This is a genomic window from Cyanobium usitatum str. Tous, assembly GCF_963920485.1.
GTDB classification, from domain to species: Bacteria; Cyanobacteriota; Cyanobacteriia; order PCC-6307; family Cyanobiaceae; genus Cyanobium_A; species Cyanobium_A usitatum_A.
This window is the reverse complement of sequence record NZ_OY986431.1, coordinates 863,278-878,711: the sequence shown is the minus strand read 5'-3', so window position 1 is coordinate 878,711 and position 15,434 is coordinate 863,278. Positions and strand designations below refer to the sequence as shown.

Genomic DNA, 15,434 nt, shown 5'->3' with positions numbered 1-15,434 from the left:
ATGCCCGCTTTTTCAGACCCTAGCGATCAAGAGACCTGCGTCCAGTGGCCATTGCCACCGGAATTGCCAGCGGATTGGGCCAGCGCCCAGCCAATCCTGCGGCTAGGGGTGATGGCTTCCGGAGCCGGCAGCAACTTTGAAGCCCTGGTGCAAGCCTGCGCTGAAGGCAGGCTCCAGGCAGAGGTGGCCCTGCTGGTGGTCAACAACCCCGGCTGCGGTGCCCAGCAACGGGCCGAGCGCCTCGCCATACCTTGCCAAGTGCATGACCACCGCAGGGTGGCCAGCCGCGAGGCCCTCGACGAGGCCCTGGTGGCGGCTTTTCAGGCAGCCTCCGTTGATGTGGTGGTGATGGCGGGCTGGATGCGCGTCGTGACGCCCACCCTGATCGGCGCCTTCCCCGAGCGCCTGATCAACATTCATCCCTCGCTGCTGCCCAGCTTCCGCGGCCTTGATGCGGTGGGCCAGGCCCTGGCGTCGGGGGTCACCCTGACCGGTTGCACTGCCCACCAGGTGTGCGAGGAGGTTGATGCAGGGCGAATCCTGGTGCAGGCGGCGGTGCCGGTGTTAGCAACGGACGACCACGCCAGCCTCAGCGCCCGCATCCAGCGCCAGGAGCACCGCATCCTGCCCCTGGCGGTAGCCCTCACCGCCCAGCACCTCACCGCCCAGCACCTCGCAGCTCAGCACCTCGCAGCTCAGGGATAGAAGGGCAGCAACGGCAGGCCGGCGGTGGGCTCAAGCCCGGCCATCAGGTTGAGACATTGCACCCCCTGACCGGCCTGGCCCTTGACCAGGTTGTCGATGGCAGCCATCACGATCAGCTGGCCGGTGCGGGGATCCACCTGCACCGAGAGCAGGGCCCGGTTGGTCTGGCGCACCCATTTAGTGGAGGGATATGTGCCCACCGGCAGCACCTCAACGCAGGGGGCCTGGCGGTAGGCCGACGCCAGCAGAGTGGCGCAGTCTTCAGCGGTAAGGCCCGGGTCGCGCAGACGGCAGTAGACGGTGGCCAGCAGGCCACGCACCATCGGCATCAGGTGCGGGGTGAACTGCAGCTGGATCTCATGGCCCGCCACCCGGCTAGCCAGCTGCTCAATCTCACTGGTGTGGCGATGGCCAACCACCCCATAGGGAGCAACCGCCTCGGAGCATTCCGCCAGCAGCAGGTGCTCCTTGGCAGCCCGACCACCTCCGGAGGTGCCGGTTTTGGCGTCGATGACAATGCCGGTGGTGTCGATCAGACCCTGCTTCAAGAACGGCAGCAGCCCCAGCAGGGAGGCCGTGGGGAAACAGCCAGGAGCAGCTATTAAGCGGGCGGTGCGAATCGCCTCCGCCTCCCATTCGGGCAGGCCATAGACGGCCTCAGCGCAGAGGTCGTCATCGCTGCGGGGCACCTCCCGGGCCTCGCTGGCATACACCTCCTGCCAACGGCCGAGGCTGCTGAAGCGGTAGTCGGCGGAAAGATCAACCACCCGCACACCCCGCTGCAGCAGGGGCGGCACCAGCTGGGCCGCCAGTCCGTTGGGCAGGCTCAGCACCGCGAAATCGGCCGCCGCTGCGATGGCATCGGGGTCTGGGGTTTGCACCACCGGGTCGCCGGCCAGGGGCAAAAAGGGCACCAGCTCACTCCAGCGCTTGCCGCTGCTGCGCTCGCCGCCCAAGAAGCTGACATCCAGGGCAGGGTGCTGGTGGAGCAGGCGCAGGGTCTGCAGGCCTCCGTAGCCACTGGCCCCGATCACCGCAACACGCTTGTTGGCCATGGCAAGGCCCGGGGGCAGGACGAAGGGGCTTTATAAAGGATGATTGCGCCAGGGCCCAGTCCCCGCCCGCACTCCGTTGACCCTCCTGCGCGACTCGAGTTCCTCACCCTTGCCATCCGGTTCCAGCCCGGAGGCCGCTTTGAACGGGGAAGAGCGAATCGCCTTTGACTCAGTTGCCGATGGTCTCGCCGCGATCCGCAACGGCGAATCAATCGTGGTGGTAGACGATGAAAATCGGGAAAATGAAGGCGATCTGATCTGCGCCGCGCAGTTTGCAACGCCCGAGCAGATCAACTTCATGGCCACCGAAGCCCGGGGCCTGATCTGCCTGGCCATGGAGGGTGAACGACTCGATGCCCTGGATCTGCCGCTGATGGTGGATCGCAACACCGACAGCAACCAGACCGCCTTCACGGTGAGCGTCGATGCGGGCCCAGAAAACGGCGTCAGCACGGGAATTTCCGCCGACGATCGCGCCCGCACCATCCAGGTGGCGATCCACCCCCACACCCGTCCGGCCGACCTGCGCCGGCCAGGCCACATCTTTCCGCTGCGGGCCAAGCAAGGCGGCGTACTGAAGCGCGCTGGACACACCGAGGCCGCCGTTGATCTGGCCCGGCTTTCGGGCCTCTATCCCGCCGGGGTGATCTGCGAAATTCAAAACAGCGACGGCTCCATGGCCCGGCTACCCCAGCTGGCTGCCTACGCCAAACGCCACGGATTACGCCTGATCAGCATTGCCGAACTGATCAGCTACCGCCTCGATACCGAGCGCTTCGTGCAGCGCCAGGCGGAAGCGGCCATGCCCAGCGCCTTCGGCGACTTCCGCGCCATCGGCTACCGCAACGAACTCGATGGCAGCGAGCACGTTGCCATCATCAAAGGCCAACCGCAGCTGGCTAAGGAGCCGGTGCTGGTGCGGGTGCACAGCGAGTGCCTCACAGGAGATGCCTTTGGTTCGCTGCGCTGCGACTGCCGGCCCCAGCTGGAAGCTGCCCTGCGCATGATCGAAGCCGCCGGCGTTGGGGTGGTGGTGTATCTGCGCCAGGAGGGCCGCGGCATTGGCCTGATCAACAAGCTCAAGGCCTACTCCCTGCAGGACACCGGCCTCGACACGGTAGAAGCCAATGAACGCCTTGGCTTTGCTGCCGATCTGCGCAACTACGGGGTTGGCGCTCAAATTCTCAGCGACCTAGGCATCCAGCGCCTGCGCCTGATCACCAACAACCCGCGCAAAATCGCAGGCCTCGGTGGTTATGGCCTGCAGGTCGAAGACCGGGTGCCGCTGGTGATGGATGCCGGCAGCCACAACGCCGCCTACCTCCAAACCAAGCGCATCAAACTTGGCCACCTGATGGGTGATGGTCCCTCCTGCCCGATCGGCGGACCCACGGCAGTGCTGGCCTGGCACGGCCAGGCGGCTACCAGCGGTCAGCTGGAGCAGCTGCAGCTTTGGGCCCTGAAGCAGGGGCTGCAGGTGGAGCGAGAGGAGCATCCAAGGCTGCTGGCCCTGCTCGACCAGCCCCAGCTGGCATTGCTACTCAGTGGCCTCGACCATGCCGGCAGTGGAGTGGGGGCCGTTGCTGCCGCGCTGGTGCTGATGGGCGGCTGGCCCAAAACCGAACGGCTGAGCCTGCTATTAGCCCCTGATGGCCAACGCAGCAGTCACCCCAGCGCTGACCTGGAATCAGAGCAGCGGCCCCTTGCAGATCTGGGCACCGACCTGATAGTTCAGCCCGGTGCCTTTCTGATCTGGCGCTAACTCAGTCCTGGATTGTCAGCTTTCAGTCCTGAATGGTCACCTTGTTGATCCGGCTGCCGTTCTTGAGGGCCGTGACCACTTCCATGTTGCCGGTGAGGCCAAACACGGTGTGCACGCCATCGAGGTGGGGCTGGGCTCCGTGGCAGATATAAAACTGCGAGCCGCCGGTGTTCTTGCCGGCATGGGCCATGGCCAGGCTGCCCGCTTGGTGCTTCTGGCTATTGATCTCGCAGTTGATCTGGTAGCCGGGGCCGCCGGTGCCGGCGGTGCCACGGGCGGCTTCACGGCTATTGGGGCAACCGCCCTGGGCCATGAAGCCGGGGATCACACGGTGGAAGGCCAGGCCGTCGTAGAAGCCCTCCTTGGCGAGCTTGGTGAAGTTGGCCACGGTGTTGGGTGCATCGGCCTCGAACAGTTCGAGTTCGATGGTGCCGGCGTCGGTCTCCATCAAGGCTTTGGTCACGGCGGCAGGGAACAAAGGCCGATTTTATGGGGTGGCAAGGGCCAACCGGCTGAAACGCCGTGCTGAGAATGGGTCACGGTCCTGCCGGACCGATCCCTTACAACGCCCCGTCGCCAGACCCCGCCGCCGATGAGCAGCCCCACCCCCAACTCCCCTAACGGCATCGATCTCAGCCGCGCCCGCCTGGGGATCCTGGGGGGCAGCGGTCTCTACGCCATGGAGGGCCTCGAAGACATTCAAGAGCTCACGATCGAAACGCCCTACGGAGCCCACTCCGATGCCCTGCGCCTAGGCCGTATCGGCGATCTGGAGGTGGTGTTCCTGGCCCGTCATGGCCGCCATCACAGCCACACCCCCACCGAGGTGCCCTACCGGGCCAACCTTTGGGCCCTGCGCTCCCTCGGCGTGCGCTGGATCCTGTCGCTGTCCGCGGTGGGCTCCCTGCAGGAGCAGGTTCAGCCCCTCGACATGCTGGTGCCGGATCAATTCATCGATCGCACCCATCAAAGGCCGCTGACGCTGTTTGGCGAGGGGCTGGTGGCCCATGTGGCTTTCGCCGAGCCCTTCTGCCCGGCGCTGAGCCGCCTGCTGGCCGATGTGGCCGAAAGCCTGATGCCCGAAGGCCGCACGCTGCACCGCGGCGGCACCTACCTCTGCATGGAGGGGCCAGCCTTCTCCACCCGGGCCGAATCGGAGCTCTACCGCTCCTGGGACTGCGAAGTGATCGGCATGACAAATCACACCGAAGCGCGCCTGGCCCGGGAAGCGGAGATCGCCTACGCCACCCTGGCGATGGTGACCGACTACGACTGCTGGCACCAGGAACACGCCTCGGTGACAGTGGAAATGGTGATCGCCAACCTGCAGGCCAACGCCAGCCTGGCCCAGCAGATCGTGCGGCTAGCTGCCCAGCGGGTTGAGGCCCAGCGACCCACCAGCAGCGCCCACCAGGCCCTGCGCCATGCCCTAATGACGCCCAAGGAGCACGTGCCTGCCGCCACCCGCCGCAAGCTCGACCTGTTTACGGCTCCCTACTGGGGCCCCTTCAGCTGAGCGCCGCAGGCCGCCAGGGCCTGGCGCAGGCTGGGGCCATGGCTGGCCAGGTGGGCTGAAGCGGAAGCCGCATCCAGGCCGCTAGCGGCCATCAGCAGGGCCAACTTCACGGAGCCGCCGCTCTGCTGCAGCAGTTCCCGGCCGCGCTGCCGCTCCAGCCCCGCCAGATCGCGCAGGATGCGCAGGGCCCGATCCTCCAGCTTGCTGTTGGTGACGGCCACATCCACCATGCGGTTGCCGTGCACCTTGCCCAGGCGCACCATCACGCCGGTGGAGAGCAAGTTCAGGGCCATTTTGGTGGCGGTGCCGGCCTTGAGCCGGGTGGAGCCCGCCAGCAGTTCAGGGCCCGTAAGCAAGCGAATGTCGATGGAGCAGGGCATCGGCACCTGCTCGGCTGGCACGCAGGCCATGGCGATTGCCAGGGCTCCAATCGCCTGGGCGTGCTCCAGAGCCCCCAGCACGTAGGGAGTGGTGCCGCCAGCGGCGATGCCCACCAAACAATCGGCCGGGCCAAAGCCGCGCTCCTCCAGGTCGCTGCGGCCAGCAGCTGCCAGATCCTCCAGGCCCTCGGAGCTGCGCAGCAGGGCTGGGGCGCCGCCAGCGAGCACGCCCTGCACCAGCTCAGGCGCCGTGCAGAAGGTTGGCGGACACTCGGCCGCATCGAGCACCCCAAGCCGGCCGGAGGTGCCCGCCCCTAGGTAAAAAAGTCGCCCGCCGGCCTGCAAACGGGCAGCGATGGCATCAACGGCAGCAGCCAGGGCCGGGGCCGCCGCTTCCAGGGCCCGCTGGGGCTCCCGTTCGTTGGCACAAAAAAGGCCCACCAGCTCGTCGGTGGGCAGCTGGTCGAGCCGCTCGCTGAGGGGATTGGCCTGCTCGGTGAGCAGGTGGCCGCGATCAGGCCCGCTCTCAGGAGGGCTTGTCACAGCAGTCCCTCCAACTGGCGGCGGAAGGCTTCGAGGCTGGGATCAGGGGAGGTGTCGCCTGCCTGCTGCTCCTGCTGCTCCCGCTGCTCCTGCCAGTTGGTTACGTCCATGTTGCGCTCAGGCGGCGCAATCAGCAGCCGGTCTTCAGCGCTCTGGGGCAGGAAGCCCGCCGGCACAAAGCGGGCCTCATAACCAGCCTCGCCGCAAAAAAGCTCCATCTCCTCGCGGTCGAGCGGCTCGACGGTGGGCACGGGGAAATCCTGGGCTTCGAGCAGACCGGCGTAGCGCTCCGCATCGTCGCTGTCTTCAAACAGCAGCACCACCGTGCGGCCATTTAGCTCCAACGAATGGATGCCTTCCTGATCGGTTCCGGCATCAAACAGCAGCACATGCACCGGCATGGGTCGCGGCATGGGGCAATGGCCCTCCAGTGTGTCACCGGTGCTGGTCGTCGGGGTCGTCGGCGAGCTCCTGCAGCCGTTTGTAGAGGGCTGCCTCCGCCTCACCCAGCTGCTCCGGCACCAGGATCCGCACCTCCACCAGCTGGTCGCCGCGCTGCTCAGCCCACTCCTGGCCCCGCCCCCGCAGGCGCAGCAAGCGGCCGCTGGAGGAGCCGGCCGGCACCCGCAGCTTCACCGGCCCGCGCAGGGTGGGCACCACCACCTGGCAGCCCAGGGCCGCTTCCGCTGGGGTCAGCTCGAGGGGGTAAAGCACTCTCAGGCCGTCGATGCGCAGGCCTTCCTCGGTGCGCACCCGCAACTGCAGGAAGTGGTCACCACCGCCAGGGGTCACCCCCGCCAGCCGCAGGCGCCAGCCATCGCCGGCAAAAGGAGGGGTCCACACCTCCACCGCCGTGCCATCAGCCAGCTCCAGCTCCAGCCGCTCCCCCTGCAACGCCTGCTCCGGCGTCAGCTCCACCAGGCTCTCCTGGTCGCTGGAAGCCCGCACCGGTGGCGGCGGCGGCGGCGCGGCAGTTACCGATCCAGAAGCCTGAGGCGGGTTTTCCTCAGGAGGCTCGGGCTCCGGTTCCTGCCACTCGGGTTCGGCAGCCCGGCGGGGACGGCGGCGCTCACCGAAAAGCACCTCGAGGTATGCCTCGAAGTCCGGGAAACCGGAAGCAAAGGGATCCTGGGACTCCCGACCCGGGCCGTCAGCGGGCACACCGGCCTCCCAGACCTGGCGGCGACGCGGATCTGAGAGCACCGCATAGGCCTCGTTGACCAGCTTGAAGCGCTCCTCCGCCAGCGGGTCGTTGCCATTGAGATCGGGGTGCCAGCGGCGGGCCTGGGCCCGGAAAGCCCGTTTGAGGTTGCTGGCATCGGCGCCAGGCTCGAGGCCCAGCACCGACCAGTAGTCGGCCGGGGCGGCGGGGCTAGAGGTCACCGGTAAGAACCATCCCCCCAGGGATCTGAGTCGCTGCGGGGCCGCCGTTCGCGGGCTAGCGGCTCAGATTCGCGATAGGGCTCGCGGTAGGGATCCCGGTCGTAGCGACTGGGGGGAGCAGCCCAGGGATCACTGCCAGGGCGGTTCCAGTCATCCCAGTCATCATCGGCAAACAACTCATCTTTGAGCGAGCCCAGGGTGTTCTTGAGCCCCTGCAGGGGCCCCTGCTCTGCCTTGCGTTCGCTCTGCAGGCGGCGGTTGAGACCAAAGAGAGCTTCCTGGAGCTGGCTCACGGCCAGCTCCAGCTCCACCAGGTCGTCGGCAGCCAGCAAATCCTGCACATCGCGCAGGGCCATCTCCACCGAGCGCTGCTGGCGCTCGGCGCCGTAGGGGCCCAGTTCAAGGGACGCGTCGCGCAACCGGCGCTCAGCCTGGGCCACCAGGGTTTGGGCGCGGTTGCGGCGATCAATCTCGGCTCGCTTGCGCCGATCCTCGCTGGCCTTGAGATCGGCCTCCTCAATCAGCTTGGTGATCTCCTCCTCGCTGAGGTTGGAGCCCCCCTGGATGCTGACGCTCTGCTGACGCCCGGTGGTGCGGTCGGTCGCCGACACCTGCAGCAGGCCATTGGCATCGATGTCGAAGGAGACCTGCACCTGGGGCACACCCCGGGGCGCCGGCGGAATGCCAGAGAGACGAAAACGCCCCAGGCTCTTGTTATCAAGCGCCATCTGCCGCTCCCCCTGCAGCACGTGGATCTCCACCGAGCTTTGGTTGGCCTCAGACGTGCTGAACAGATCGCTCTTGCGCACCGGGATCGAGGTGTTGCGGGGGATCAGCACCTTCATCACGCCGCCAATGGTTTCCAGACCCAGCGAAAGGGGCGTGACGTCGTTGAGCATCAGATCGCGCAGCTCACCGGTGAGGATCCCCGCCTGCACCGCAGCACCGATCGCCACCACCTCGTCGGGGTTCACCGACTGGCAGGGCTCCAGCGGAATAAGGGTGCGCACCATCTGCTGCACCATCGGCATGCGGGTGCAGCCGCCCACCAGCACGACGTCGTCGATGTCTTCGGCCGCGAAGGCCGAATCCCGCAGGGCCCGTTGCACCGGCCGCAGCAACCGATCAAGCAGATCGGGGCAGAGGCCCTCAAACACTCGCCGCTCCAGGGTGGTTTCGATATGCAGCGGCCCGTCGGGGCCGGTGGCAATAAAAGGCAAGGAAATCGGTGTGCTCTGCACACCACTGAGCTCGATCTTGGCTTTCTCCGCTGCTTCGGTGAGCCGCTGCAGGGCCTGGCGGTCCCGGCGCAGATCAATGCTGTGCTTTGTCAGGAAGGCATCGGCCAGCCAATCAACAATGCGCCGGTCCCAATCGTTGCCGCCCAGCTGGGTGTCACCGCTGGTGGCCTTCACATCGAACACCCCTTGGGCGATGCGCAGCACGGACACATCAAAGGTGCCACCGCCCAGGTCAAACACCAGCACCCGCTTGACAGTGCTGCGATCGAAGCCGTAGGCCAGGGCTGCCGAGGTGGGCTCATTGAGGATCCGCTCAACGCTGATCCCAGCCAGGCGGCCGGCATCGCGGGTGGCCTGGCGCTGGGCGTCGTTGAAGTAGGCCGGCACGGTGATCACCGCCGCCTCCACGGGTTCGCCGAGGTAGGTGGCGGCGTCATCACAGAGCTTGCGCAGCACGCTGGCAACCAGCTCTTCAGGGGCGTATTCCCGTTCGGTGGCTGGGCACACCACCCGCACGTTGCCCTGGTCGTTGGCCCGCACGCTGTAGGGCACCGAAAGACTGTCCTCCTCGAGCTCGTCCCACTGCCGGCCAACGAAACGCTTGAGGTTGGCGAAGGTATTGCGTGGGTTGAGCACAAGCTGACGCCGGGCCAGCTGACCGACGAGCAACTCCTGGTCGCGACTGAAGCCCACCACCGAGGGGGTGGTGCGGCCGCCTTCAGCGCTGGCGATCACCTGGGGACGGCCGCCCTCCAGTACCGCCACCACTGAGTTTGTGGTGCCTAGGTCGATGCCAACTATGCGGGACATGGCACCCCTTTAGGTAAAAGCATGCGGCTGGAACCCCGTCGACCCATGAAAACGGCGGCTCAGCCCCGCGCTGTGGAAGTCCAAAACTAACGGGCTCCCAGACGTTAATCACTGCTTAAACGGCGGGGAGTGCAGCGCTTCGTAGATTTCGGGTGGATCGGCCGCTCAGCGCTGACCGATGCAAAGCCATCCCTACCCATGCTGACGGACTCCAGCCCAGCGGGCTCAGGCCCAGTGAATCCAAACCGCAATCCTGCTGCTGACGCCTTCACCCTGCGTCGCCGCCCACCCTCGGAAAAGCTGATTGACCTCGGCTTTCGGCAGTTAACGCTGGTGCTTGCCTCCTTTGTAGCAATCGTGCTGCTGGGCATATTTCTCACCGTGTTCCAAGGGGCCCGGGAGGCGATCTCCAGCTTTGGACTCAGCTTCCTCACTACCTCCAGCTGGGATCCAGTCAACGAGGAATACGGGGCCTTCATCGCCATCTACGGCACGTTGGTGACCTCGATCCTGTCGCTGGCAATAGCCATTCCCTTGGGTGTGGGCACGGCGATCTTCATCACCGAAGACCTGATCCCCAGCTTCCTGCGGGAGGCGATTGGCTTGATGGTGGAACTACTTGCCGCCATCCCTTCGGTGGTGCTCGGGCTTTGGGCCATCTTTGTGATGGAGCCGGCTATCCGCCCAGCCCTCAATCTGCTGCACAGCCTTTTGGGTTGGACTCCTTTCTTCAACACCGTGCCCCAGGGTCCTGGCATGGCCCCGGCCATCTTGATCCTGGTGGTGATGGTGCTGCCGATCATCACGGCCATCTCACGAGATGCCCTCAACCAGGTGCCGATTGAGCTGCGCCAGGGGGCCTACGGCGTAGGCACCACCCGCTGGGGAGCCATTTTCAGCGTGATCTTGCCAGCCGCCGTTTCGGCCATAACTGGCGGTGTGATGCTTGCCCTGGGTAGGGCCATGGGGGAAACCATGGCGGTCACGATGATTGTTGGCAACGCCCTCAACTTCGATCTATCGCTGCTTGCCCCGGGCAACACGATCGCAGCGATGCTTGCCAACCAGTTTGGTGAAGCCGATGGCATCCAGGTATCGGCGCTTATGTATGCCGCCTTGATCCTGATGCTGCTCACATTTGCGGTGAATGTGGCGGCTCAATGGCTCGTCCGTCGTCTCAGCCTGCGTTACTGATCACACCACCATGGCTAACCCCTCTCCGATCACCTACGACAACACCGCCCTGTTTGACCGACGGCCGTTGCAATTCGACCCAGGCCTGCGCCGCAACCGACTCAACCTGCTGTTCACCAGTATCGCTGGCGTATTCGCAGCCATAGCGGTGCTGCCGCTGGTGCTGGTCCTGTTCCACGTGTTGATGCAGGGCGGTCGCCTGATCAGCGCCAGCCTGTTCACCCAGCTGCCACCACCCCCCGGCTTGGAGGGAGGCGGTATCGGCAACGCCATCCTTGGCACAATCTTGGTGACCCTGATCGCCTCCTTGATTGCGATCCCAGTGGGGGTGGGAGGGGGCATCTACCTCAGCGAATACTCCAGTCGCGGTTGGTTTGCCCAGTTTGTCGGCTTCGGCAACGACGTTTTAGCCGGCGTGCCGTCGATCATTAGTGGTGTTTTCGTATACGGCATTGTCGTTGCCACCCGGATATTTTTCGACCAGAGCTACAGCGCCATGGCTGGCGGCATCGCCCTTTCGGTGTTGATGCTGCCCACCGTGATTAAGACCACCGATGAGGGTCTCAAGCTGGTGCCCCAGGAGCTGCGCTGGGGTGCCTACGGAGTGGGTGCTTCCAAGTTTGTGACCGTGACGCGGATCACCTTGCCGTCGGCCTTCACTCCGATAGCCACTGGCATTGTGCTGTCAATCGCCCGAGCCGCCGGCGAAACGGCTCCCTTGATATTCACGGCACTCTTCTCACCCTTCTGGCCTGAGGGCGTGTTTAACCCGATCGCCACCATGTCGGTGCTGATCTTCAATTTCGCGATCATGCCCTATGAGGCCCAAAACGAACTTGCCTGGGCCGCTTCATTTGTGCTGGTGATGATGATCCTGGCCGCCAACCTGCTGGCCCGCTGGATCAGCCGAATGGCCAAAGTCTGAAGCCCAAACCTCCAGTCCTTCCCCTTCCCCATTCCTTTCAGAGCCATGACCAGCAGCCTCCACTCCAGCCAGTCCGCCGCCTCTAGCAAAGGAGACGCCTGCATGTCCCTGCAGAACGTCACCATCTCCTACGGCAAATTTGAGGCGGTGAAGAATGTCTTCATGGACATTCCTCGCGGCCGGGTGACAGCCTTTATTGGCCCTTCTGGTTGTGGTAAATCGACCGTGTTGCGCGGCCTCAATCGGATGAACGATCTGATTCCGGGCTGCAAGCTCAAGGGCAGGGTTGTCTTTGACGGCCACGATCTCTACGACCCCAAGGTGGATCCAGTGGAGGTGCGCAGGCGCATTGGCATGGTGTTCCAGAAGCCCAATCCCTTCCCAAAAACAATTTACGAAAACATCGCCTTCGGTGCCCGGATCAACGGCTTCAAGGGCGATATGGATGAGCTGGTGGAGCGCTCCCTGCGTAAGGCTGCGGTGTGGGATGAATGCAAGGACAAACTTAGGGAGAGCGGTTTTGCCCTCTCTGGCGGCCAGCAGCAGCGCCTTTGCATCGCCCGGGCCATCGCCACCGAACCTGAGGTGATCTTGATGGACGAGCCCTGCTCAGCGCTTGATCCGATCTCCACACTGAAGATCGAAGAAACAATGCATGAGCTGAAGCGCAGCTACACGATCATCATCGTGACCCACAACATGCAGCAAGCCGTGCGAGTGGCTGATCAAACAGCCTTCTTTAATGCCGAAGCCGTGGAAGGTGGCACCGGCAAGGTGGGCTACCTGGTGGAGTTCAACGACACCGAACGGATCTTCAATGCCCCCGGCCAGCAGGCCACCCAGGACTACGTGAGCGGCCGCTTCGGCTGATAAATATTGAGCAACTTGGCAAGCCAGGGATTGATTCTCTCAATCTCGGCAGGTCATGAAAAAGCCGGCCGCAAGGCCGGCTTTATAACGGAGAGGGAGGGATTCGAACCCTCGATAGAGTTGCCCCTATACAGCATTTCCAGTGCTGCGCCTTCGACCACTCGGCCACCTCTCCAGGGGCAAAATGGGGCAACCAGATGGCAATGTAGCAGCATGACTCGCACCCATACGATCACGGTTCACTGGCGTCAAACCTGCCAGGTGATTCGCCACGAGGTTCCCGAAGGGGAATACATCCTGCGCAGCTTTGAGCAGCAGGGAGATCCCCTGCCTTTTAGTTGCCGCAATGGCTGCTGCACCGCCTGCGCCGTGCGCGTGATCAGCGGAGAAATCGATCAGCGCGAGGCTTTAGGGCTGTCGCGGGAGCTGCGCGGGCGGGGCTACGGACTGCTTTGTGTGGCCCGGGCCACCGGACCCTTGGAGGTGGAGACCCAGGACGAGGACGAGGTCTACGAACTGCAGTTTGGCCGGCACTTTGGCCGCGGCAAGGTGCGCAGCGCCCTGCCCTTGGAGGAGGAATGAACCCAACCAGCACCACGGCCTACGAGCAATCGGGCCTGAGCAGCGGCGAGCTCGAACAGCTGACGGAGGTGGCGCGCCGGGCGGCGGAGGCCGGAGGCGAGCAACTGCGCCAGCACTTTGGCCGCTTGGAGCAGGTGCGAGAGAAGGGACGCTCCGGCGATCTGGTCACCGAAGCAGACCATGCCGCTGAAGCAGCGGTGCTGGCGCTGCTCGAGGCTGAAACCCCGCAGATTGGCGTTCTAGCTGAGGAGAGCGGACGCCGCTCCAGGCCCGGCGAGCTGGAGTGGTGCGTCGATCCCCTCGATGGCACCACCAACTACGCCCACAGCTACCCGCTTTTTGGCACCTCGGTGGGCTTGTGCTGGCGCGGCCAGCCCCTGCTCGGCGCCCTAGCTGCTCCGGGCCTGGAGCAGCTCTACTGGGCCGCCCCCGGCCTGGGCTCCTGGTGCAATGGCAGCAGGTTGGCCGTAAGCGGCTGCCCCAGCCTCGATCAGGCCCTGCTGGTCACCGGCTTTGCCTACGACCGCCGCAGCCGACTCGACAACAACTACGCCGAATTCGCCTGGTTTACCCACCGCAGCCAGGGCGTGCGCCGCGGCGGCTCGGTGGCCCTGGATCTGGCCTTCGTGGCCGCCGGCAAGCTCGATGGCATTTGGGAGCGGGGCCTATCGCCCTGGGATCTGGCCGCCGGTGTGGTGCTGGTGGAGCAAGCCGGCGGTGTGGTGAGCGCCTATGACGGCTCGGCATTCGCGATCGACTCGGGGCGGATCCTGGCCTCTGGAGCAACCCTGCAACCAGCCCTGATCGAAGGCCTGGCGTCCTGCCGCCCCCTGGCCGGCGCCAGCTATGGCGCCCCCGAACTCGACTCCCCCTGATTCGATCCATAGGATCAGCCCACCCCTTCCCAACTTCAACGCCGCAATGGCCCTGCAACCTGCCGCTGGCGTTCGGGATCTCAACCCCCGTGAAGTTGAGGGCAACCGGCGCATCGCCGATCAGCTAGCAGCTGTGTATCGGCTCTGGGGCTACCAGGAAGTGGCGCCGCCCAGCTTTGAGCGGCTCGACACCCTGGAAGCCGGTGGTGGCATCGACGGCCGGGAGCTAGTGCGGCTGGCAAGTGATGAGCCCCTGGGGTTGCGGCCGGAGCTGACCGCCTCGATCGCCCGCGCCGCCAGCACCCGCCTGGCCGAGCGGCCCCGCCCCCTGCGGCTCTGGGCCATGGGCAGCACCTTCCGGAGCTCCACGGCTGACGGCGGCTCCCAGCGTCTGCATGAACAGTTGCAGAGCGGCGTGGAGCTGCTTGGGGCCCAAACCGCCGCCGCCGATGTGGAGCTGATGCGGCTGCTGCTTGCCGCCGCCGGAGCTCTTGGACTGCAGGCCCATCACCAACCCCGGCTGCTGGTGGGGCACCACGGGGTGCTCAGCGCCCTGCTGCGCCAGCTGCCCGAGCAGCAGCAGGGCGCGGCCCGCGCCGCCCTCACCAACTTCGATCCCCTAGCGCTGGCCCAACTGGCCCTCCCCGATTCTGATCGGCAGCGACTGGGCAACCTGATGCGCCTGCGCGGCGAGCCAGCCAAGGTGCTTTATCAACTGGAGCAATGGCTCGGCCCCATACCCCTGCTAACGGAGCTGGGCGAAACCCTGGCAGCGGTGGCCCCGGCCGCAGAGCGCCTGGGGGTGCAATTGCAGCTCGACCCGAGCTTCCAGCCCCACTTCGCCCTCTATGACGGCCTGGTGCTGAAGCTGGTCTGCCAGGGCCAGGAGGTGCCGGTGGAGATTGCCAGCGGCGGTCGTTACGACGCCCTGGTGGGTCGCTTTTGCCCAGAGCCGAGCGAGGCTGCGGGAGTGGGCTTTGGCTTCGATGTGGGAGCGGTGCGGGAGCTGGTGGCACCGGCGCTGGAAAGCCGCCTGCCGGTGCTGGTGGCCTATGGCTGTCACCAAGACCTGGCCGCAGCCCTCGATCACCTCGAAGCCCTGCACCAGATGGGCATCTGCGCCGAACTGCTCAGCGGCGCCTGCGCCAATCAAGCTGAAGCTGAAGCCCTAGGCGAAGCCCGCGGCTGCGGCCGTACCGTTTGGATCGCTGTTTAGGATTCGTCAATGGCTCACACGATCGTTACCAACGTCTGCGAGGGCGTAGCCGATTGCGTGGATGCCTGCCCTGTGGCTTGCATCAACCCCGGCCAAGGTGCCAACAGCAAGGGCACAAACTTTTATTGGATCGACTTTGACACCTGCATCGATTGCGGCATCTGCCTGCAGGTGTGTCCCGTGCAGGGGGCCATCCTTGCCGAAGAAAAGCCCGAGCTGCAGCAGGCAGGCTGAGCGGGGCAGGAGGGAGGAGAGAGGAGGAAGGCTGTGCGGTTCATCACTTAGCCAAGCTAAGACTTAGCTAAGCGTGAGTTCGGAGACCCCTCCCCCAGAGCCCTTGAGCCGGCAGGCCCAAGCTCCGTAAGGTTTGGCCCAAC

16 protein-coding genes and 1 tRNA gene are annotated in these 15,434 nt (G+C 65.2%); 10 read left to right on the top strand and 7 right to left on the bottom strand.

The window, feature by feature from the left end:
* A complete protein-coding gene (gene purN / locus U9970_RS04750; protein ID WP_322765531.1) occupies nt 1-705 on the top strand; it encodes a phosphoribosylglycinamide formyltransferase in 705 nt (234 codons plus the stop codon).
* Here the strand turns inward: purN and argC are convergent.
* Complete coding sequence (gene argC / locus U9970_RS04745; protein WP_322765530.1) at nt 696-1,760, bottom strand: N-acetyl-gamma-glutamyl-phosphate reductase; 1,065 nt, start codon at nt 1,758-1,760, stop codon at nt 696-698. The two genes, purN and argC, sit on opposite strands and share 10 nt — an antisense overlap.
* 157 nt (nt 1,761-1,917) lie before the next feature.
* On the opposite strand from argC, the gene ribBA reads away from it, so the two are divergent.
* Entirely contained in the window at nt 1,918-3,522 is a 1,605-nt protein-coding gene (gene ribBA / locus U9970_RS04740) for a bifunctional 3,4-dihydroxy-2-butanone-4-phosphate synthase/GTP cyclohydrolase II (protein WP_322766025.1), read from the top strand.
* 22 nt (nt 3,523-3,544) lie between these two features.
* Here the strand turns inward: ribBA and U9970_RS04735 are convergent, their stop codons facing one another.
* Nucleotides 3,545-3,985, bottom strand: a complete 441-nt coding sequence (locus U9970_RS04735; protein WP_322765529.1) for a peptidylprolyl isomerase — start codon at nt 3,983-3,985, stop codon at nt 3,545-3,547.
* A 129-nt stretch (nt 3,986-4,114) separates the two neighbouring features.
* Here U9970_RS04735 and mtnP point away from each other — a divergent pair, with 129 nt between their 5' ends.
* Nucleotides 4,115-5,038, top strand: coding sequence for an S-methyl-5'-thioadenosine phosphorylase (gene mtnP, locus U9970_RS04730; RefSeq protein WP_322765528.1), 924 nt, complete (start codon nt 4,115-4,117; stop codon nt 5,036-5,038).
* Here the strand turns inward: mtnP and murQ are convergent.
* The 4 genes from murQ to dnaK are packed head-to-tail and all read right to left on the bottom strand — an operon-like array spanning nt 5,017 to nt 9,395.
* Complete coding sequence (gene murQ, locus U9970_RS04725) at nt 5,017-5,961, bottom strand: N-acetylmuramic acid 6-phosphate etherase (RefSeq protein WP_322765527.1); 945 nt, start codon at nt 5,959-5,961, stop codon at nt 5,017-5,019. The two genes, mtnP and murQ, sit on opposite strands and share 22 nt — an antisense overlap.
* Nucleotides 5,958-6,362 (bottom strand): DUF3110 domain-containing protein, encoded by a 405-nt coding sequence (locus tag U9970_RS04720; protein ID WP_322766024.1) that lies wholly within the window; start codon nt 6,360-6,362, stop codon nt 5,958-5,960. Before U9970_RS04720 ends, murQ begins: the two co-directional genes overlap by 4 nt.
* A 34-nt stretch (nt 6,363-6,396) precedes the next feature.
* Nucleotides 6,397-7,344 (bottom strand): DnaJ domain-containing protein, encoded by a 948-nt coding sequence (locus tag U9970_RS04715; protein ID WP_322765526.1) that lies wholly within the window; start codon nt 7,342-7,344, stop codon nt 6,397-6,399.
* Nucleotides 7,341-9,395 carry a molecular chaperone DnaK gene (gene dnaK, locus U9970_RS04710; protein ID WP_322765525.1) on the bottom strand — a complete coding sequence of 685 codons (2,055 nt, stop codon included), beginning with the start codon at nt 9,393-9,395 and terminating at the stop codon, nt 7,341-7,343. The genes U9970_RS04715 and dnaK overlap by 4 nt, the downstream gene beginning before the upstream one ends.
* Before the next feature lie 198 nt (nt 9,396-9,593).
* Here dnaK and pstC point away from each other — a divergent pair, with 198 nt between their 5' ends.
* Genes pstC through pstB form a run of 3 tightly spaced genes read left to right on the top strand, consistent with a single transcriptional unit; the run spans nt 9,594 to nt 12,384 of the window.
* On the top strand, nt 9,594-10,589 hold the full coding sequence (gene pstC / locus U9970_RS04705) for a phosphate ABC transporter permease subunit PstC (RefSeq protein WP_322765524.1): 996 nt from the start codon (nt 9,594-9,596) through the stop codon (nt 10,587-10,589).
* A 10-nt stretch (nt 10,590-10,599) separates the two neighbouring features.
* Nucleotides 10,600-11,514, top strand: coding sequence for a phosphate ABC transporter permease PstA (gene pstA, locus U9970_RS04700; RefSeq protein WP_322765523.1), 915 nt, complete (start codon nt 10,600-10,602; stop codon nt 11,512-11,514).
* 45 nt (nt 11,515-11,559) lie between these two features.
* Nucleotides 11,560-12,384 carry a phosphate ABC transporter ATP-binding protein PstB gene (gene pstB / locus U9970_RS04695; protein ID WP_255023723.1) on the top strand — a complete coding sequence of 275 codons (825 nt, stop codon included), beginning with the start codon at nt 11,560-11,562 and terminating at the stop codon, nt 12,382-12,384.
* An 88-nt stretch (nt 12,385-12,472) separates the two neighbouring features.
* On the opposite strand, the gene U9970_RS04690 is transcribed toward pstB, so the two are convergent.
* A tRNA-Ser gene (locus tag U9970_RS04690) sits at nt 12,473-12,559 on the bottom strand.
* A gap of 38 nt (nt 12,560-12,597) precedes the next feature.
* Here U9970_RS04690 and U9970_RS04685 point away from each other — a divergent pair.
* From U9970_RS04685 to U9970_RS04670, 4 genes are read left to right on the top strand one after another with little or no spacing between them, the layout of a single operon-like run.
* Nucleotides 12,598-12,966, top strand: a complete 369-nt coding sequence (locus tag U9970_RS04685; protein ID WP_322765522.1) for a 2Fe-2S iron-sulfur cluster-binding protein — start codon at nt 12,598-12,600, stop codon at nt 12,964-12,966.
* Nucleotides 12,963-13,841: an inositol monophosphatase family protein gene (locus tag U9970_RS04680; RefSeq protein WP_322765521.1), complete on the top strand. Its 879-nt coding sequence runs from the start codon at nt 12,963-12,965 to the stop codon at nt 13,839-13,841. The genes U9970_RS04685 and U9970_RS04680 overlap by 4 nt, the downstream gene beginning before the upstream one ends.
* 46 nt (nt 13,842-13,887) lie before the next feature.
* Nucleotides 13,888-15,057, top strand: coding sequence for an ATP phosphoribosyltransferase regulatory subunit (locus tag U9970_RS04675; protein ID WP_322765520.1), 1,170 nt, complete (start codon nt 13,888-13,890; stop codon nt 15,055-15,057).
* Between the two features lie 9 nt (nt 15,058-15,066).
* On the top strand, nt 15,067-15,291 hold the full coding sequence (locus U9970_RS04670) for an indolepyruvate ferredoxin oxidoreductase subunit alpha (RefSeq protein WP_322765519.1): 225 nt from the start codon (nt 15,067-15,069) through the stop codon (nt 15,289-15,291).
* Nucleotides 15,292-15,434 lie beyond the last annotated feature (143 nt).